The organism is Vibrio sp. J1-1, assembly GCF_021728395.1.
Lineage (GTDB): Bacteria > Pseudomonadota > Gammaproteobacteria > Enterobacterales > Vibrionaceae > Vibrio.
This window is the reverse complement of the sequence record NZ_JAKKCM010000002.1, coordinates 89190-109618: the sequence shown is the minus strand read 5'-3', so window position 1 is coordinate 109618 and position 20429 is coordinate 89190. Positions and strand designations below refer to the sequence as shown.

The following is a 20429-nucleotide window of genomic DNA, read 5'->3' as shown; positions in this document are numbered from 1 at the left end:
ATGTGGCCACAACTTTATGAATGGCTGGCGCTGTTTATCAAATGGTTTCATGTGATCTGTGGCATAGCATGGATTGGAGCGAGCTTTTACTTTACTTGGTTGGATAACAACCTAGAAACACCGCCAAAATGGAAAAAAGACAAAGGCATCAAAGGCGACTTATGGGCGGTGCATGGCGGTGGATTTTACGAAGTCGCCAAGTATCAGGTAGGTCCGGAAAAAATCCCGGAAAAACTGCACTGGTTTAAATGGGAAGCTTACGCCACATGGCTAACTGGCTCTGCGTTGATGATTTGGATGTACTACTTCAACGCCCAAGCTTATCTGATTGACCCGCGTGTCATGGAGCTAACGTCTCTGCAAGCAGTCGGTATTGGCGTTGGTGGGATTCTATTGGGCGTGGTGGTTTATGAAGCGTTAATGCGTTCACCTTTGAGCCGTAACACGGCCCTATTCAGTGCAGCATTACTCGCGTTTGGTGCGCTATTTTTCTACGGCTTTACCCAGCTATTTAGTGGTCGTGGCGCATTTATTCATATGGGCGCACTGATCGGGTCGATTATGGTCAACAACGTGTTCCACAAGATCATTCCTGGCCAGAGAAAAATGGTGGCGCAAGTTACCGCAGGTGAAACCGTTGACCCAGCTCCGGGGTTAGAAGGTAAACGACGCTCAATTCATAACAACTACTTCACTCTGCCAGTAATCTTCTTGATGATCAGTAATCACTACCCAATGATCTATCAACATCCGCTGAACTGGCTGATTGGCTTTTTCGTTATGATCATCAGCGCGTATATCCGTCATTACTTTAACCTCAAACATATCGGGCAAAATCGACCAAGTGTCATTCTAAGCGGTGCTGGTGCAATGTTAGTGCTGGCCGTTGTTGTGAGTTGGCAGTCAACGTCGGGTAAAACGACACAAGATACAGTGACAAGTACAGAGGGCCATCATGAAGACGTCACCAGTCAGGTATCGCTCACTGAAGATCAGATGATTGCAAAAAAAATCATTGATAAGCGCTGTAGTCAATGCCATAGCTCAACACCAACGGATGATGTATTCAAGGTCGCGCCAAGCGGTGCCGTATTCGACAGCTGGCAAGATATCGAGCGTTGGAAAGCAAGAATTCTGGTTCGCTCGGTTGAAAGTGCTGATATGCCATTTTTGAATAAAACAAAGATGACTGACGAAGAGCGACAACGCCTAAAAGAAGTGCTGAATTAACCTCTCGATTCATTCATCAATTGAAGCCACCTGAATTCCAGGTGACTTTTTTATGATAAATTTTTTATGGAAAATTCAATCGATTAAGTGTGCGTAAAGCGGAAAAGTGACTGGTTGTGCATGCACTTAATTGAGCATTATTGCACCAATACAAAACAATATTTTCATTCAATTCAAGAGGGCTCTCTCCTAAACCACTGGAATAACTTGACTAACCAGTCAGGAAGTTTGTGGCACAAAGATTGCTCAGATGTATTCATAAAATAGTACACAATAATGAATACAAGGAAGTCAGTATGTCTCAACAGGAAACCCACGACCTCATTTATGGATTAGAAGACAAACCCAAAGCCGGCGCAGCATTTTATGCAGGTCTACAACACGTGCTTGCAAGTTTTGTCGGAATCATTACTCCTACCCTAATCATCGGCGGTGTGCTTGGATTAGGAGAACATGTCCCGTACCTCATTAGCATGGCGTTAATCGTTTCAGGGGTTGGTACATTTATTCAGGCACGCCGTATCGGCCCTGTTGGTGCGGGTTTAGTCTGCGTTCAGGGCACCAGTTTTGCGTTTCTGAGTTCTGTCTTGGCGGCTGGCTTCATCGTTAAATCTCAAGGTGGTAGCCCAGAAGATATTCTGGCAATGATCTTCGGGGTTTGCTTTGTCGGAGCGTTCGTCGAAATCATCCTTTCTCAGTTTATCAGCAAACTTAAACGTATCATCACCCCTGTCGTTGCGGGCATTGTAGTAACAACGATAGGTATTTCGCTGATAAAAGTTGGTATGACCGATCTTGCAGGTGGATTCAACGCGCCTGATTTTGGATCGTGGAACAACCTTGTTTTGGGGACAGTTGTTTTAACCACCATCATCGTGTTAAATCGCTCTAAAAACCTAATGGTAAGATTGTCGTCAATCCTGATCGGTATGGTTATTGGCTATGTCCTGGCGGCCTTTATGGGCATGGTCAACTTAGAAGGGGCCTTTAATCAGCCTTTGGTAAGCATTCCGGTTCCATTCAAGTACGGGTTTGATTTTGATTGGTTTGCATTCGTACCAATCGCTGTCATTTATGCCATCACGGCGATCGAGTCAGCAGGCGATATCACCGCGAACTGTATTATCACCAAACAACCCGTGTCGGGACCACAATACCTTAAACGAATTAAAGCCGGTATTCTTGGCGATGGTGTGAACTCACTGATTGCTGCGGTATTTAATACTTTTCCAAACACCACTTTCAGCCAGAATAACAGTGTGATTCACCTTACCGGCATAGCAAGTCGTTACGTTGGCTACTTTGTCGCGCTAATTTTGGTGGCTCTCGGACTGTTTCCACTCATCGGAGCGATCTTAACCACTATCCCTAAACCAGTGATCGGCGGAGCAACGTTAGTTATGTTTGGTACGGTCGCCGCAGCAGGTATCAAGATCATTGCCAATGAAGAGTTAGATCGCCGCAATTTAATGATCCTGGCGGTTTCCTTCGGTATCGGTTTTGGCGTAATGCTCGTCCCTGAAATTCTGGAAGGTATGCCAAAAATCATGCAGAGCGTTTTCGGCTCTCCGGTTACTACCAGCGGTATTGCGGCCATTATCATGACCATTGTGCTACCTCAAACATCAACAGAAAATGTGCAGGAAGCGAGTCATAAAGAAACACAAAAGACGCTTTCTAAACCAGCGTTAGAAAAGTAACAAAGCTGGAGCCAGTCAAAACTAAACCACAACGGCCACTCCGATGATAACTCACGGGGTGGCTTTTTATGACCTTACTGGGCTATTTGGCTATTTGAAACATAAACAATTACAACATTTCCGCGTCAAAACGAGCAGTTCGGGCTTGGGCAATAGTGCAGTTGGTCTCTGCCATTAACTCGGCCAAGGTAACATTGGGATTCTCGACAATTAAACGAATCAACTTCGCTTCCAGCGGCTCTAACTTATCTTGGTGCGCCGCGAGTCCGACTTCCATCTTATTGATAACAAATCGCAACGCTTCTGATTCTTCGGATTTAATGTGCTCAAGAAAGCGATGCAAATCCATTGCTTCACCTGTCACCATCCAATTCCTCGAACGTCGAACACGCTTCAACTCGCACTTCTTCTCCATCGCAATCATTTTGGCTCGTTTTGCGTGATCGCCACCAATACGGTGAACCAAAGAAGGCAATGAAATGGTGAGCTTGTTTGAATTCATAGAAGACGTCATATCATCAGAAATAGACGAACATTTTAAACTTAGCGAGCTGATTTTTCATCTTTTCGCCACACAGAGAATGAAATGTCGTTAACGCATTGAGTTAATAAAAAGGCCTACCTTGCTAAGCAAAGTAGACCTTGTTGTTTTAACGAAACGACTTTATCCGCAATTAAAGCTCTTCACCATAGATATCGAAGGAGAAGTATTTCGCGGCAATCTTGTCGTAAGTACCATTTGCTCGAATGGTTTTGATCGCTTGATTAAACTTCTCAGCCAATTCTTTGTCGTTTTTACGCAGTGCTAGTGCAGTGCCTTCTCCGATGTAAGCTTTATCTGTAACGGCTTCACCCACAAACTCATGGCCTTTACCGATGTCTTTTTCTAAGAACGCCAGCGCCAGTTGGTCTGAGTTGCCAAACGTAGCATCCAAACGACCATTGGCCATATCTAAATACACTTCATCTTGGCCTGAATAACGTTTGATGGTTGCAACCGATCCAAATTTGTCCGTCACGTACATATCGTGAATCGTACCGCTTTGCACACCAATCACTTTGTCTTTTAAGCCATCTTCACTGATTTCAATTTTACTGTCTGCTTTAGCCACAAAGCGCGCTGGCGTTTGGTAATACTTGTCAGTAAACAACACGCGTTTTTTACGATCCTCGGTAATACGCATCGAAGCCATGATCACATCGGACTTACGGGCAAGCAGATTCGGGATAAGAGAGTCCCACCCCTGTGACACCCAAGTGCACTCAAGCTTCGCTTCTGCACATAAAGCGTCTGCAATTTCGATATCAAAACCAACTGGGGCACCACTCGCATTCTTATAATTGAACGGTGGGTAAGTAAAGTCAGAAGCCAGACGAACTTCCTTTGCCATCAAAGGAGTCGATAGTAGTGCAGCGGTGCAAGCTAACGCGCTGAGCATTTTTTTCATGTGGAATATCCTTATTATTTCAATTGATGGTGTCAGTTGATTGGTTTGGTTGCAAGTTACAAATAATTTCTGCCACTTCCTGCATGCTCTTTTCCGAGCCGATAGTGATTCGAACACAGTTTTGCAAACTTGGCTCATGCGTTTGGTTACGCGTTACGATGCCTTGCTGGCGTAAGTATTCAAAAAGATTCACACCCGGTTTAGTGCGAATTAATACAAAGTTGGTCGCAGACGGATAAATCGTTTCTATCCACTCAAGCCCTTCGATGCTTTCAATAAAACGCTGACGAGATTCAATCAAGGTACGGGTATGAGCCGCTACCTTTTCTAGCCCTTCAGCACTTAATGCTTGGAGAACAATCTCTGCCGAGCTGTCCGGCATTGGATACGGTGGAATCAGCTTGTAGACATAATCCATAACCGATTGCTGAGCGATAACAAATCCACAGCGTACTGCAGCCAGACCAAAAGCCTTCGATAGAGTACGAACCACAACCAGGTTTGGATAACGGTCAATCAACTCAACGACACTTTGGTCAAGTTCAAATTCAATATAAGCCTCATCAACAACCACAATTGCGCTTTGCTGTGTCTGCTCTAACACGTCAACGATTTTTTGAGAGCTCAACAACTGACCGGTAGGATTGTTTGGCGAGCATAGGAATACCAGGTTCGCCTTCTCTGCTGCTTGAACAACGCTCTCAACGTCGAGTTCAAAGTTCGGTAAAACCAACGGACAGTCGATAACATCAATCGCCAATGATTCTGCACAAAACTCGTACATCGCATAAGTCGGACTGCATATCGCGATACTGTCTTTACCTGGCTGGCAGAAGGTTCGAATGAGCAAATCAATTGCTTCGTCCGCACCACGAACCGCCAATGTTGGCTGTGACGTTGAGCAGTAAGCTTGGTACGCAGATGCTATATCATGCGGCAAAAAATCCGGATAGCGGTGCAGCGGAGATTGGTGCTCTTTGTACAGCAGCGGCTCTTCCAATTCGTTCGCGTTAAGCCACAATCTCCCAGCGCCACCAATACGTCTTGCAGACTGATATGGTATTAACTTTTTTATGCTCTCAGGCGCTAACTTCTCAGCTAATGACATTATATTTATCACTCCAACATGAATACTTAATCATTTTTTAGCATTCAATCTGTATTAAATTTCTTTATTGGTAATAAATTAGTCAAGAATCGCTTTTGGTTAAATCGAATTAAAGGCATACTAGCCATGCAAAAAAATCATGGATAGATGAGATGCAAAGTAGACTCCCTTCGACAAAAAACCTGCAAGCGTTTTTAGCCACAGCGCAGCATCTGAATTTCACCCACGCAGCAGAAGCGCTTAACATGACTCAAGGCGCGATCAGCCGCCAAATCCAGTCGATAGAGAGTCTGATGGGTGTTGCATTGTTTTATCGTCAGGCACGAGGACTGGCTCTGACTCCAGAAGGCGCGAAGTTTATCCCTCTCGCAGAAGAGATCATTCATCGCTTACAAATGTCGATTCGTGAAGTGGTGGATAGTGCAAACCGAATCAAGCTGAACGCACCTAGCTGTATTACTTCCTGGCTGTTAGGTCACATCGCCGACTTTCAGCAAGCTTATCCTGATGTGAATGTCGAACTGACCTCAACCACCAAGCATCAGGCGATACCCAACTTCGACAGTTTTGACTTAGTCATCTCTTACGGTAAACCCATCCGCAATAAAACCATTGAACAAGTATTATTGTTCGATGAGCTTCTGGCTCCATTATGTGCGCCACTACTGTGGGAAAAGATAGCCTCGCAAGGGTCAGAAGAAACAATAGAAATAGATGAACTAAACCTACTCAAACGTTGTACTTGGCTTCATGCGAATACGGAGCAGTCAGACTGGTCGATGTGGCTGGCGTCGCGAGGATATCGCAACGTTCAGGGCAAAGGTAACCAGACTTTTGCCACGCTCGATCAGGCGGTAAATGCAGCCCAACAAGGTTTTGGCATGGCGATTGGTGACATTACGCTAGCTGAGCAAGACTTAAAATCAAAACGCTTAATTCAGCCGTTCGATAGCTACGTCGCTTCTGGAAATGGTTATCACCTGCTCAATCCAAAACACGAACGCAATACTATGGTAGGCAAACTGGTCAGTTGGTTAGCGGAGCAAAGCGAAAGAGAGCGTGACTAAAACTAGTTAGTTTCAAAAAATCACCTCTATTGGGAAAATCTTAGGCAAGCACTGGAAAAGAGGGCTGGGAGTTTGATTGATAATAAATGTGAATATATCGGGAACGTGATCATGATGCGGAATCTGGTGATACTTACACATCACAATCACCATAAGAACTCGATTTAGTTCTTTATAATATTACTGATTCTGTTTAAAGAAACGTTCAGCACTGGCAAAAAGAGATTCGCAGAGGTTTTTCTGCTTGTTGTACTCATCAGAACCTGCGTCCATTGAGTTTAGGACTTCTTTGGCATTATGGTATTCTTTAACCATCTGCTCAAACTTCGCTTCATAGCCGCTTTTTTTATATTTTCTTGGCGATTTATCTTGTCTTTTTCGCATTCTTGTTCCTGTTTGAACATATTTATCAAAAGTATATTAAACATGCAGGCTATATTTTATATATCCACCTGCAATGGCTTTAATAAGCCTGATTCAACATACTACTTTAGTAATCATTAACGATGATAAATAAGCGTTTCAATAAATGATAAGTTATCTAAATGATCATAACACTTACGACTGAAAGACCTTTCAGGTCATGTTCAGTTCTGAATGCTACTTTGTGACCTTCAGATAGAGACTTAAACATTCTGAAGCTACTTTTGAACCCTCGTTAATAGTTAAAAACAAAACTGAGACTATTTAATGGAAGATAAAGAATAAGTTGCTATGGGAGTTGTATAACGATATGACTCGAAAGAAAACTGAGAAGAGACTCGAACTATATGTTTCATCAATAGCTCACGTTTCGGAGCTGGGCTCACTATACACTCATTACAATAAATAGATAGATATTTTCTATTTTCCTCATAGAAGCAGAAGCTTCTCTAGGCTTTATACGGTTTTATCAAAAACCCAAAAAGCACCACTAACCCATAAAATCAGTATGTTAACCACAACTTCGAGCATAATCATAAAAATTTCTGAGTATGATTGCTTTACAGACGCTAGTGCTATGAAGCATTCACAGACTATAGTTTGACCTCTGCATTGCATTTTCTATCGCAAAGAACGAATGCTTAAAGTACAAGGGAAAATAAAAAATAAAAAGCTAGCCTTTATCAATTTTGTCGGTATACTGCACATCAGCTCTTAAGAAAAGAGCTATTTAATCATTTTAAGATCAAATTTCTCTCAGTTCCTCATCGATTTCCTCGTTTACGTTCCTGCGACAAAATATATCTCTAAATCATATAATAGCGCTTATTAGCTAATAAAATTAATATTAAAACTATCAAAAATAGAGGTATCTATGTCTAATAAATCAACTGGTTCAGTAAAGTGGTTCAACGAAACTAAAGGCTTTGGTTTTATTTCTCCTGAAAATGGTGGTGAAGACTTGTTTGTTCATTTTCAATCAATTGTCTCAACTGGTTTCAAAACACTAGCTGAAGGCCAAAAAGTCTCGTTTGTTGTCGAGCAAGGCAAAAAAGGCCTTCAAGCAGGCGAAGTTACTGTAATGTAATCAGCTATATGGCATCGACATTCGTTGGTGCCTCTTCTCTCCTCTTTACATCATCGCAAATCTTTCATTCAAATTTATATACCCAAGTAACTTGAACTTAAACGTTAAGATTCAGTTTTCAACGACAATAAACCTATAAAATAAGTCATTTCAGTATATATCTTTGGTGGAATGCCAATAAATAACCCCAAATAATAACTAATATGATTCATACATGAATCATTTCGCCTAGTGCTTTACTCATATAAATAGGTTTATATAAAAAGCGATTGGCGAATAAAAGAGAATTAAATGAAAATAAATATATCCGCTCAATCAATAAACCACACTACATATGACGACATTATTCCTAGCCGAGATTTTATTCTTAGCCTATTCGACAAAGTAAAAAGCTATTTAAGCCATGAACAGATTTCTCATTCTGCTGGCTTGGATGAGAAACCACAAAAAGACGCTTTAAAAAAACGTTTACGTGCAATGGAGCGAGATGGACAGTTGATTTTTACTCATCGCAGAGGTTACAAAAAAGTCGATCAGACTTTTTTAGTTTCAGGGAAAATAAGTACTCACGCAGACGGCTTTGGCTTTGTCACTTACGACAGCAATGAAAAAGACCTTTTCTTACCTAAACATCAACTAACTCATGTCTTCGACGGTGATGTCGTGCAGGTTTTGAAAGGCAACGCTCAACAACAAGGTCGTTCAAACCATCGCTTGATCAAGATCGTGGAACGTAAAACGACTCATATTGTGGGCTTGTTAAAGAAAAAAGGTTCTAACTTCTATTTAGTGCCAGAAAGCGCGAAACTGAATCAAACCATCCATGTCACCCCAAATGAACTGATAGCTAAAAATGTAGGTAAACTCGTTTATTGTAAAGTCACTGCATACCCAGATCACAGACAATCAACCACGGTTGAAGTCGCTGAAGTATTGGGTCGTGCAGGAGAGGCAGGCATCGAAGTTAAATTGGCGTTGCGTCGCCATGGCATCAATGACAAATGGGATAAAGAAGTACTGCATGCTGCTTCCGCATTTGGCTCTCATGTAGAAGAAAAAGACAAAACATCACGAGTGGATTATCGAGACTTACCTTTCGTCACCATCGATGGTGATGATGCTAAAGACTTTGACGATGCTGTTTATGGGTATCAAATGGATAATGGTCAGTGGAAGCTGTTCGTCGCAATCGCTGACGTATCTCATTATGTTCAACCAAACGACCATTTAGATCTTGAAGCACAGTCTCGTGCAACGTCCGTTTACTTCCCGGGATGTGTCGTGCCAATGCTACCAGAGTCATTATCTAATGGTTTGTGTTCACTTAATCCTAATGAAGACAGATTAGTGATGGTATGCGAGATGACCTTTGATGGCGATGGTAACATGCTAGATTCAGAGTTTTCTGAAGGGATCATTCACTCACATGCCAGATTAACGTACAACGAAGCTAACCGCATTGTTATGCAATCTCCGGCGAAAACGAAATACCAAAGCAGCAATCCCAAAAATAACATCTCTCAGCATTTGGTGAATCTTCATTGCCTATATCTGAACTTATCAGGTCAGCGTAAAATCCGCGGAGCCATTGATTTTGATACGCAAGAACTTGCTTTTACGTTAAACAACAAAAAGAAGATTGCTTCTATCGTTCCAGTCGTTCGAAATGACGCTCATCGAATGATCGAAGAGTTTATGCTGTGCGCCAACGTTGCGACAGCACAATTTTTAGAGCGACATAAAATACCGAGCCTATATCGCGTGCACTCTGGCCCTCAGATGAAAAAGTTATCTTCATTGAGAATGTTGCTTGCAGACAGAGGGCTAACGTTAGCGGGCGGTGATAAGCCAACTTCTCACGACTACAACTCTCTATTAGAACAAGTTCGAGATTTGGATGAGTGCGACATAATACGCACTTTACTATTGCGCTCTCAAAGCCAAGCTGAATATTCGCCTAAAAACATGGGCCACTTTGGTTTAGCGTATGATGCTTACTCACACTTTACCTCGCCAATTCGTCGTTATCCTGACTTACTCGTTCACCGAGCTATTCGCGCCAAACTTCGAGAGAAAAATATTGGCAAGCTACGTAGTTTGATAATGAAGCTTAAACCTATCCGTCAACTAACAGGCGTGGCGAATAACTATCCTTACGACACAAAAGAGATTGAGCAACTCAGCGCGCACTGTTCACATCAATCTCGCCAAGCTGATGAAGTAAGTCGAGAGGTAGAGTCAGCACTGAAGTGTCATTACATGAAACCATTCATTGGACAAAACTTCATGGGGACGGTTTCTGGAGTGACACACTTTGGTGTATTTGTAGAGCTAGAGGAAAACCGGATAGAAGGTCTCATACCTTTATCAAGTTTCCAAAATGGGGAGTTTGAATTTGATGCGATCAAACAAAAAATTTCCGGTCAATCCACTACCTTCACACTAGGTACTCAAGTCAAAGTTACCGTGAAAGAAGTCGATTCTAAGCAAAGAAAAATTATGTTTAATTTAACGGACTGCGTTGAATAGTCACTAAACCAAATGACTCTTTTTAGCACAAGAAAAAGTAGACCGAACCACTGCGCTTAGAACTGAACACACCGTAAAAAATGCCCTGCTCTGGCAGGGCATTTCTGGTTACTAGTGATTATCTCATTTCAACCCAGTACTCTTTATTCGCTTCAAGTAAATCTTCTAGAATATCTTTCGCTACTTTTGCACTTGGAATGGTCGCGGACAGAGTCAGCGCTTGCCACAGTTTTTGTTTAGAGCCTTCTACGTGTGCTTGCACAACCAGTTTTTCTACTGATACTTGTTGGTTCATCATGCCTTTTTGGAACTCTGGGATATCACCAATTTGCAGAGGTTTTGCGCCCGTATTGTCGACAATACATGGGATCTCAACCATCGCAGTTGGGTCAAAGTTACTAATTGCACCATTATTAGGGACAATAAGCAGCATACGCTCCTTGGTGTTAAACGCGATGGCTGTCGCTAAGTCAACAATGTACGAAGCGTGCTCTTCCACTTCGATGGTCGTATCTGTCGCAGTGCCATTAGCGATAATGCGGTGACACTCGGTAAACACTTCCTTCTCACGACCTTCCATAACTTCGTTCGCACGGGTGTGTTCTTTGTTCGAGTGTTCTACGACGTAATCAGGGTACATATAGTATTTCAGATACGTGTTTGGAATGGTTTCTGGATCCAACGCATAAACATCACGAACTTTTATGAAAGTCTCCTTCCAGGATTCGTCGGTATGCTGAGTGCCATTCATCGCACTTGGTGGCAAATAGCCATACTCTGTGATGTATTCTTTGATGCGCGGCATAAGATCTTCACCTGTTGCTGCGTCTTTGAATTCTTTCCACCAACCAAAATGGTTAAGGCCGTAGTACATGATGTCGAACTGTTTACGATCGTCATAACCTAGGATCTCTGCAATACGCGTCTCGATACCAATAGGCATGTCACAGATGTTAAGTACTTTTGAGTTAGGACGCATAACTCGGCAAGCTTCTGCAACAATTGCGGCTGGGTTTGAGTAGTTCAACATCCAAGCATTTGGCGAGTATTTCTCCATGTAATCAATCAATTCGATGACTGCAGGAATAGATCGTAGACCATAAGCCATACCACCAGCGCCACATGTTTCTTGCCCTATACAGCCGTGACGAAGTGGGATCTTCTCGTCTTGCTCACGCATGGCGTACAGGCCAGCTCTAATGTGAGCCATACAGAAATCAATATCAGTAAACGCTTCTTCTGGATCCGTTGTGTAAGAAAACTCGATATGCGGAGCACGTTCTTGAAGCAATATTTTACAAGCTTCAGCCACGGTTTCCTGGCGCGACGCAAAGTTATCGTAGAACTTCAGTTGACGGATAGGAAAACGCTCTTGGTTTTCTAGCAGCATCATGACGATGCCAGGAGTAAATGTTGAACCGCCGCCTGCAATAACAACTGAGAATTCTTTTTTCATAATATGCCTCTCTTTTATCGGGCGACGCCTCCGCCGCCCCTACAATACTGGTTTAAAATTCTTTGATTAATCGTCTGGTCTTAACGAGCCGGGCTAAGAGTTAATTCCGATGCTTGTTGTTCTGGCTCATACTCATTAACAATCTTTTCGCACTCCTCACGTAACTGGGGCACATTCAAACCGATGATGACTTGCACCGCATTGCCACTTTTTACTAAGTTCACCGCGCCAGTACTCATAAAGTATTCAGCGGACTCGACTTTATCTGCATCTTTCACCGTCACGCGTAAACGAGTCGCACAGTTACTTAAATCTGCTATGTTTTCGACACCACCTAATCCATGAATAGTCTCAAATGCTTGGATTTGTAGTGGGCTGCCACCTTGATAGCCTTTACCCGTAATCCCATGTTTTTTATTAAAGTCTTCTTTGGTATGCAGTTTCATCTCGGCCTCTCCTCGACCTGCAATTGGCACATCAAACTTGACGATCAAGTACTTAAATACGAAGTAGTAGAGAACTGTAAAACACAAGCCAATCGCGATTTGCGTCACCACCATACTGGTATGGTTACCTAGCAGTGGGATCCAGGTACCCGTAGCAAATTCAATTAAACCGCCTCCCATATTGCCCACCACACCGAAGCTGTACATCACCATAGCCATCGTGCCGGCAAGCAAAGCGTGAATGGCAAATAGCCATGGGGCAATAAAGAGAAAAGTGAATTCAAGTGGCTCAGTGATACCCACCAACACCGCGGTCAATGTGGCTGGGATAAGTAACGCAGCAACCTTTTGACGGTTTTCTGGTTTGGCAGTGTGGTACATCGCGAGTGCGATACCTGTGCAACCAAAGAGTTTGGAGTTTCCGTGTAATGCAAAGCCACCAGCTGGGAAAAGGTCTTTCATCGCTTGGCTAGATTGCGTGAACACTTCTAGATTGGTAAACCAGTCCACCGCAATTCCATTTGGCGTTGCTACATTACCGAACACAAAAGGGGCATACACAAAGTGATGTAAACCTGTTGGGATTAAGATGCGCTCAAGAAAGGTATATAACCAAACACCAAAGGAACCCGACTCAACCATAAAGTGCTGTAAATTTAAAATCCCATGTTGAATTGAAGGCCACACATACAACGTTAACCAAGCAGAAGGAAGCATAGCGAAGAACGAGAGCATCGCTACAAAAGAAGCACCTTGGAAAATGCCTAAATATGCGGGTAGCTGTTTTTCAAAGGTACGGTTATGAATCCAGGTAACCAAAGCGGAGATTATAATGGCGCCAAAAATACCAGTATCGATGGTTTTAATGCCCGCAATTTCGGTCAATCCTGAAGTGCCACCGATAGGTTGAGAAAAGTCGACACCGAAAAACTCTCCCCAGAAACCTCCCATTGCACCAATAAAGTAGTTGAAGGATAAGTACGAAACCATCACAACCATGGCAGCTCTGGCATGAGCGGTTTTTGCTAAACCAATTGGTAATCCAACGGCAAACAATAGCGCCATATTACGGAAGATGGTCCAGCCACCTTCTTCAATAACTTGTAACACTTGATAATAAAGACCGCTTTTATCGGCTAAATCACCAACAAAAACCGGGTTTTTAAGAACAATGGTTAGCCCTACTAATATCCCGACAAACGGAAATAGTAAAACTGGGGTAAACATTGCTCCGCCTAAACGTTGTATCGCACTCAACATGGCAGGATCCTTAATTTGTTATTTACTCATCTTCGCAGTGTTCCGTCTTTCGACACATTCAAATTACTCCCAGACACAAAAAGAGACAAATCAAATACAAGTAAAACGTGATCGAATACAAATAAAAGATATGTTTTGAGAAAAAGCTCACAAAACATAACCTATAGATAATCTTTATACGTATATTGTGTGCTTTAAAACCGAATAATTGCGATACAACTCAGTAAAGGTTATTGATTTGTATTATTTGCGATGTGATAATTTCATCAGATATTAGAGAGGTAACTTATGCTGTATAAACAAGTCATGCAGGAGCTAAAAAACCGAATTGATTCCGATGAATTCGCGATTGGTGACACGCTTCCAACTGAAAAGGCATTGGTTGATCAATACTCTGTCAGTCGCATTACCATCAGAAAAGCAATTGAAGAGTTAGTAAAGCTTGGTTTAGTGGAAAAGCGTCAAGGGGCCGGAACGACCATAATTGGAAAGACCATGGTCGGCTCTATGCTGGAATTGAAAAGTACAAGTGAATACTTTACGGATGCCAGTAGCAGTCTTGAGTACAAAATTGTTGAGTTTGCTTTTATTGATGCCGACGAAGATCTAGCCAAGATCTTAAACATTGAAAGTGGCGAAAAAATCTACTTTATCCGTCGTTTCAAACTAATTAATGGCGTGCCTTCTGTTTACGAAGACTCATACATGCCAATGGCGATGTACCCCAAAATGAAGGTGATGTCGCTAGAAGGCTCTAAATACGCCTATCTAGAAAACGAACTCGGTTTTGAAATTGATGGCGCATTTCAAGACTTTGAGGCCATAATGCCCACTCAACACATGTGTGAGATATTAGGCGTAAATGAGAACAAGCCGCTATTGTGTATCTCATCCGTTGGTATTCTTAAAGATGGACGCGTGTTTGAATATACACGCATTGTTTCGAAGCCAGAAACGATGTCTTACAAACATTACCTCAAACGCGGTAAATAACCGACCAGGCTCTCCGGTGAAATGCAACGATCCCAGCATTTTCGTTAAAAACGGCGCTAATATTGGGGTTACTCTCGCTATTTCAGACAACATCAAATACTAAAGACGCCACACAAGAGAGGCGTCTTTGGTCAGGTCACTTATCAACGTATCGTACTAATGAATACATAGCCTGACATTCTTGGTCAAAATGGAGTAGAAGTAGAATAAGACCACTTAAAACAAAGCATAGATTGCTGTTACATCCCGTAGCGAAATACCTTTCCCAAAGCGACCATATCACGATGAACTGGAGCCAATGCCCGCGCATAACTGGCGAGTAACGTCAGTGTATACTGATTACGCTGATGCATCGCTTGGTCGGTACATTGGTGGTCAGTAGTGATCAATTCCTCTACATTGCGAAAGATTAAGTGATCCGGTAAAAAGCACGCGTGGTTGTTCTTGTTTCCCGTCATGCGCAGTTCACTGATCGGATACACGCCATTTACACTAGCTGACACGCTGACTAAAAGTACTGGCTTGTGTGCCAATTCTTCATCGGTAGACAACAGCAAAAAGTTCTTGAGCGCTGGCGTCGCCATTCCATGCCACTCTGGGGTAATAAGAATCACAGCACCCGAGTGTTTAAGTGTCTCGGAAATTGGTGTCCATTGCTGCCACTCTTCAGTTTGTTGCCAAACACCTTCGTTCCAAAATGGAAGGTTAAGTTGATGCAAATCCAAAATGTCCGCGGTATTGAAATGCTCTAAAGAAAGTGACTTTAAATAGCGTGCAACTTGCAGACTTTGCGAGTTTGCACGTTGGCTACCAGATACAATTGTAATCTTCATATTAATTCCTTTTTAAAGCTTGGAGAAAGTAAGTCATTAGATTTATTAGATGACGCAGCCACGCGAGGAGCCGCCAGAACGATAGCAATTAGGACAAACATCGCCCCTAACAGCTGAAGCCAAGTAAGGGTTTGATCGAGCATGAGATAGCCCAATACACATGCAGATACGCTACTGAGAAAACCGAGAAAAGAAACCGTAATCGGTGGCAGCTTCTCGATTCCTCGAAACCATAGGGAGTAGCCTAAAATCGCACCAATCACACTTAGATACAAATACCCAATGTAATTTGGCAAGCTTAAGTATTCAGGTAGCCCTTCAACCCATAAAGCTATTGGCAGCAACATGAATCCACCAAAAAGCAGTTGCCAGCCCGTAAAGCCCAATAAGGTCATGCCTTGGGGTCTTTGCCACTTTTTCGTTAATACAACACCTGTCGCCATACTTAATGTGCCGACAGAAGCCACCGCCACCCCCGTCAAATTGATCTGTACAGCACTGTTGATGACTAATAAGACAATGCCCAATATTCCGACCGCACTAGCCAACATTTGACGTGATGATAGCTCTGATTCAAGCCACTTCCAGCTAAGTAGGATCACAACCATAGGCTGAATAGACATCACTATCGCCGCCATCCCCCCTGGTAAATAAGTAGCAGCGAAGAATAGACAGTAGAAAAACAAACCGATATTTAGAAAACCAAGTACCGCAAGACGCAGCAGCCATTTGCGATCAGGTAACGTCTTACTAATTAAGACTAAAAACAGACCTGCCGGCAAAGCTCGAATAGTCGATGCAAGCAACGGGCTTTCCGGTGGCAATAACTCTGTTGTAACAATATAAGTACTTCCCCAGACAATCGGTGCTATCGCGGTCAAACCGATTGTCTTTATCTGATGTAATCCTTGCATACTGACTTCTCCAAAATTCTTTTCTTAAAGTATCTTTTATGAAAGATACTTTTTATAAAGTAATAGATGTTTAATTTACAATCAAGTATCTTTTTAAAAAGATATTTACACAGGAGATAACAATGTCATTGGATAGTGTCGATTCCATTCTGGCTCAGTGGAAAAGTGTCAGACCAGATCTGGATTGTTCTTCTATGGGGGTTATTGGACGTTTGCGCCGAACCAGTAATGCTTGGAAAAGTAAGATGGATAAGGTGTTCAAAGAACATGGCTTAAGCAGCATCGAGTTCGACATCTTAGCAACGATGCGTCGCAGCGATCCTTCTGGTATCACACCCACAGAGTTATATAAGACACTCATGCTTTCTTCAGGTGCAGTCAGTACGCGTTTAGAGCAGTTGGTAAAAGAAGGGTTGGTAGAGCGTATTTCTAGCGAACAAGACCGACGAAGCTGCAAAGTCACCTTGACCTCAAAAGGTGTTGAGCTGGTTGATACTGCATTAAACGCGCATGTTGAAAACATGGATAACATGCTGAATGCATTAACTAAAAAAGAGCAAAATCAGCTAGCCGACTTACTACGTAAAGTATTGGTTTGTGAAGAAAACGAAAAATGATAGTGAAGTAAAAAGCTTCGGTTGAAAATCAGATAAATCGTTTTCGAAATCCTCGCGGAGTTAATCCAACAATATTGGTGAAGGCTTTTCGGCACGCGATACCATTACCAGCTAAGCCTGTCACCGAAGCAACTCAGAGATGATAGCTGCACTACATTGATATTCAGTTTTTATTTGCACGTAAGTCGAGAGGATCAACGATTCCAGCCACAATCGCCATACCCACTAATTCGGGTAGATGATTGGTCTCAAGGCGTTTCATAATACGAGAGCGGTATAAGTCGACCGTTTTGATACTAATTTCCAACTTTTCAGCGATCTCTCGGCTCGTATACCCTTGTATCAATGGCAAAAAAACATCCTGCTCACGAGGAGTAAGCGAAGCAAGCTTTCCCTCGATTATCTGTTGAGCATTATTTCTGATCACACTCGGCTCGCTTTGAAGACAATCCTGAACACTGTCTAGCAATAACTGATCGTTGTAGGGTTTTTCGATAAAGTCGACAGCACCCGACTTAAATGCACGCACAACAATGGGTACATCAGCGTGACCACTAACAAAAATGACTGGAAGATTAATGCCACGACGACGCATTTCTTCCTGTATGTGTAGCCCCCCTATACCCGGCATGCGGATATCAAGTAGAACACATGCATTGGCGTCGGGATCACATGACGACAAGAAATCTTGTCCGGAAGAAAACGGCACGGCTTTTAACCCTACCGACTCAAACAACCAAACCGTTGAATCCAGCATTCCCGGATCATCATCAACCACATATACAATCTGTTCACTCTGCATGTCTTACTCCTAACAAGCGTTGCTGCGGGGACCACTGTTCTCCCCTGATCTATCTTTATTGCTACGCAGTGGCAATGAGCAACAAAACGTTAATCCTCTACTATCAGAAGGCTCAACATCAAGACTGCCGCCAAAACCTTCCACGATTGTTCGACTCATCGATAACCCAAGCCCAAGTCCATCCGGTTTGCTGGTATAAAACGGGGTAAAAAGCTTGTCACTCTCATCCGGCTTTAGCCCTGGTCCCTGATCCTTAACGCGAATAAACAACCAATGCGGATTTGTACTCACATTAATCTCTACCTGGGAGTCTTGTTGGGGGTGCGCACTCCAGTTGGCATCAATGGCATTTCGCAGCAGATTAATCAACACCTGCTCCAACAATACGGCATCACCATATACAAGTGGACGTTTCTCATTTTCTGCATTTCGATAATTAATAGTGACTTTATACCGACTGGCTTCGATCGCACAAAGTCCCACGGCGTCCCACACAACCATATCAATATCTAACGGTTGAATATTTCGTGGGCTCTTGCGCAAAAAGCTTCGGAGTCGGTTAATGACAGCGGACGCATGACTAGCCTGGCCACAAATCAATTGAAGCCCTTCAGCTACACGAGCCACATTGTTAGGAGTCTGAGGAAGTGTTTCTAAATAACGCTGGCTAGCGTTAGCATAGTTAATCACGGCAGCTAGAGGCTGATTCAACTCATGAGCTATACCAGATGCCAATTCCCCCATCGTAACCAAGCGTGCAGTATGCGCCAACTCATCCTGATGGCGCCTCTGTTCTGCCTCGCGCAATTCTCGCTCAGTCATATCCCGAGCTACCAGCGATGAGTAATATTGTCCCCCGGCTCCTTTGTGAGCGAGTAATACTAACGATGCGACAAAACCTGTTTTCTGTTTCAGCGGGGTTAACTTCACTTCAGTGGTCCATGCGCCCTGCCGAATAGCCTCCGCCCAACCTTCCTGACAAAGCCTATCAAAATCCTGAGGGCTCAGAACCTCAGCCAGATTCGGCAGTTCAACCTCTTCACATATCCCCAACGCCTCACGAGCAGAAGGGTTCATCATGGTCAACTGCCACTTCGAATCCGTAAACAATACCAAATCCGTATTGGCCCTGACGACTTCCGCCAAGCGTCGATTTTCCTCTTCAGCTCTTACTCTGGCGGTGATATCCCGTGAAATACCGACAATTTCCACCACATCACCAGTATACGTTTCCCGAATGCCACGAAACGCAGTTTCAAACCACAAGTAGTGTCCATCACGATGGCGAATACGATAAGTCAAAGTCAGGTAGCCATCTCGCTCCAATGGTTCAAGCATTTGCAAAAGGAGTAAGTCTCTATCGCTAGGGTGCACCAACTCTCTAACTGACATGCTACGTAACTCTTCAGGCCAATATCCCAATAGAGTCCAAGAGGCCGCGGAAGCGTCCAAAAAGCCCCCATCGGGATTATGGCGGGAGATCAAGTCTGTCGTATTTTCCGTGATCAGGCGATAAAGCCTAGAGGCAGTTTCAGCCTCTCTTTTATTCAAAATCTCTTCCGTTGCATCTCGACAACGAACGATGACAGACCCCATTGAAGGGTCGGGGAAAAACTGCCATAGCAAGTACTGATCGTCTAATTTAGATTCTACTTCTCCGATGGCTCTTTCTTGATTAAGGCAAGAGGCGATTAATTGAACGTAGTTAACTGGCAACAGATCTGGCAGTGACAAATCAGCTCGACAAAACAGGAGATTCTGCATTGAAACATTCAGGGCCTTGGGCTTAGCTTGCTGATCAAAACACACCGTAGGAAACGGATCACTTTTCAGCAGTCCCTCAGATGGTTGCTCCGAGCGATTTGCCAGCAGAGTTTTTAATAAGGCTCCCATCGCAGCCAGAGGCTCGACATCACTAGGCTGCTTGGTTGAGATAACCAGTATCCCTTCCCCCTCGGCGGTTTGCCCCTTTGGCATCAGAGAAATCACCCCTCCGTTTGCTAAACCAGAACGACGTAAACGCCCGGCAAGCCAAGAGTCCCCAAGTCGAATATCTTGCAATGGCACACAGATTTGACTCTGCAATTGTTCGTGTATTCCAGCATCGCTGGCACGAAGCGGATTACCTTGCCCAGGCGGAAGAGCAGGCGCGCCATCATCATGAGTATAAACCTGATCAAACGGTTGCCAGGTGAGCCAAAAGGCCTTTTCAACACCAGGCCAAGTAGAGACATAGCGACGCAAGGCTGAGGCCTGCTCTGCGGCGGACCCTTGACTCAATAAACTCAGCCATAAATCGAGATAAAGTTGTGCACGTTCACTTTCCATGCCGTCTTCCAAAGATGCGGTTATCAAAACATTCATCCCTCAAACCTTACGCTATTTTGTACCTAGCATAAGGGTTTATAGGATAAATACTATAAGACTATAGGCTATTACTATAACTCGTATAGGTATGTTATAAATTACCACATGTTAATAAAACATTAAATTTAAAGAACTGAGTTGTTAACAGG

Annotated in this window: 17 protein-coding genes; 7 read left to right on the top strand and 10 right to left on the bottom strand. The window is 43.3% G+C overall.

The features are described 5' to 3' along the window. Positions 1–1230: a urate hydroxylase PuuD gene (locus L3V31_RS03160; protein ID WP_237314637.1), complete on the top strand. Its 1230-nt coding sequence runs from the start codon at positions 1–3 to the stop codon at positions 1228–1230. A 296-nt stretch (positions 1231–1526) separates the two neighbouring features. Beyond that, entirely contained in the window at positions 1527–2930 is a 1404-nt protein-coding gene (locus tag L3V31_RS03155; RefSeq protein ID WP_237314635.1) for a nucleobase:cation symporter-2 family protein, read from the top strand. Positions 2931–3039: 109 nt separating this feature from the next. Here the strand turns inward: L3V31_RS03155 and L3V31_RS03150 are convergent, their stop codons facing one another. From L3V31_RS03150 to hisC, 3 genes are all read right to left on the bottom strand, one after another. Next, positions 3040–3432 carry a ribosome recycling factor family protein gene (locus L3V31_RS03150; RefSeq protein WP_237314633.1) on the bottom strand — a complete coding sequence of 131 codons (393 nt, stop codon included), beginning with the start codon at positions 3430–3432 and terminating at the stop codon, positions 3040–3042. A 172-nt stretch (positions 3433–3604) separates the two neighbouring features. Continuing rightward, complete coding sequence (locus L3V31_RS03145; RefSeq protein ID WP_237314631.1) at positions 3605–4378, bottom strand: ABC transporter substrate-binding protein; 774 nt, start codon at positions 4376–4378, stop codon at positions 3605–3607. Between the two features lie 19 nt (positions 4379–4397). Then, entirely contained in the window at positions 4398–5489 is a 1092-nt protein-coding gene (hisC, locus tag L3V31_RS03140; protein ID WP_237314997.1) for a histidinol-phosphate transaminase, read from the bottom strand. A 149-nt stretch (positions 5490–5638) separates the two neighbouring features. Here hisC and L3V31_RS03135 point away from each other — a divergent pair, with 149 nt between their 5' ends. Then, positions 5639–6553 carry a LysR family transcriptional regulator gene (locus tag L3V31_RS03135; protein ID WP_237314629.1) on the top strand — a complete coding sequence of 305 codons (915 nt, stop codon included), beginning with the start codon at positions 5639–5641 and terminating at the stop codon, positions 6551–6553. Between the two features lie 180 nt (positions 6554–6733). On the opposite strand, the gene L3V31_RS03130 is transcribed toward L3V31_RS03135, so the two are convergent. Then, complete coding sequence (locus tag L3V31_RS03130; RefSeq protein ID WP_237314627.1) at positions 6734–6937, bottom strand: hypothetical protein; 204 nt, start codon at positions 6935–6937, stop codon at positions 6734–6736. A 913-nt stretch (positions 6938–7850) separates the two neighbouring features. On the opposite strand from L3V31_RS03130, the gene L3V31_RS03125 reads away from it, so the two are divergent. Next, entirely contained in the window at positions 7851–8063 is a 213-nt protein-coding gene (locus L3V31_RS03125; RefSeq protein ID WP_237314625.1) for a cold-shock protein, read from the top strand. Between the two features lie 291 nt (positions 8064–8354). Next, positions 8355–10592, top strand: coding sequence for a ribonuclease R (rnr, locus tag L3V31_RS03120; RefSeq protein ID WP_237314622.1), 2238 nt, complete (start codon positions 8355–8357; stop codon positions 10590–10592). Between the two features lie 118 nt (positions 10593–10710). Here the strand turns inward: rnr and L3V31_RS03115 are convergent, their stop codons facing one another. Both L3V31_RS03115 and L3V31_RS03110 read right to left on the bottom strand, forming a co-directional pair. Further along, positions 10711–12048 (bottom strand): 6-phospho-alpha-glucosidase, encoded by a 1338-nt coding sequence (locus L3V31_RS03115; protein WP_267135881.1) that lies wholly within the window; start codon positions 12046–12048, stop codon positions 10711–10713. An 80-nt stretch (positions 12049–12128) separates the two neighbouring features. Beyond that, positions 12129–13754: an alpha-glucoside-specific PTS transporter subunit IIBC gene (locus tag L3V31_RS03110; protein ID WP_237314620.1), complete on the bottom strand. Its 1626-nt coding sequence runs from the start codon at positions 13752–13754 to the stop codon at positions 12129–12131. A 288-nt stretch (positions 13755–14042) separates the two neighbouring features. On the opposite strand from L3V31_RS03110, the gene L3V31_RS03105 reads away from it, so the two are divergent. Then, positions 14043–14747 carry a GntR family transcriptional regulator gene (locus L3V31_RS03105; protein WP_237314618.1) on the top strand — a complete coding sequence of 235 codons (705 nt, stop codon included), beginning with the start codon at positions 14043–14045 and terminating at the stop codon, positions 14745–14747. Between the two features lie 239 nt (positions 14748–14986). Here L3V31_RS03105 and L3V31_RS03100 read toward each other — a convergent pair whose 3' ends face one another. After that, positions 14987–15580, bottom strand: a complete 594-nt coding sequence (locus tag L3V31_RS03100; RefSeq protein WP_237314617.1) for an NAD(P)H-dependent oxidoreductase — start codon at positions 15578–15580, stop codon at positions 14987–14989. Next, positions 15577–16494, bottom strand: a complete 918-nt coding sequence (locus tag L3V31_RS03095; RefSeq protein WP_237314616.1) for a DMT family transporter — start codon at positions 16492–16494, stop codon at positions 15577–15579. Before L3V31_RS03095 ends, L3V31_RS03100 begins: the two co-directional genes overlap by 4 nt. A 122-nt stretch (positions 16495–16616) precedes the next feature. Here L3V31_RS03095 and L3V31_RS03090 point away from each other — a divergent pair, with 122 nt between their 5' ends. After that, positions 16617–17111 carry a MarR family transcriptional regulator gene (locus L3V31_RS03090; RefSeq protein ID WP_237314615.1) on the top strand — a complete coding sequence of 165 codons (495 nt, stop codon included), beginning with the start codon at positions 16617–16619 and terminating at the stop codon, positions 17109–17111. Between the two features lie 163 nt (positions 17112–17274). Here L3V31_RS03090 and L3V31_RS03085 read toward each other — a convergent pair whose 3' ends face one another. Together L3V31_RS03085 and L3V31_RS03080 are read right to left on the bottom strand one after the other, a co-directional pair. Further along, positions 17275–17913, bottom strand: a complete 639-nt coding sequence (locus tag L3V31_RS03085) for a response regulator (protein ID WP_237314614.1) — start codon at positions 17911–17913, stop codon at positions 17275–17277. 9 nt (positions 17914–17922) lie between these two features. After that, on the bottom strand, positions 17923–20277 hold the full coding sequence (locus L3V31_RS03080; RefSeq protein WP_237314613.1) for an ATP-binding protein: 2355 nt from the start codon (positions 20275–20277) through the stop codon (positions 17923–17925). Positions 20278–20429 lie beyond the last annotated feature (152 nt).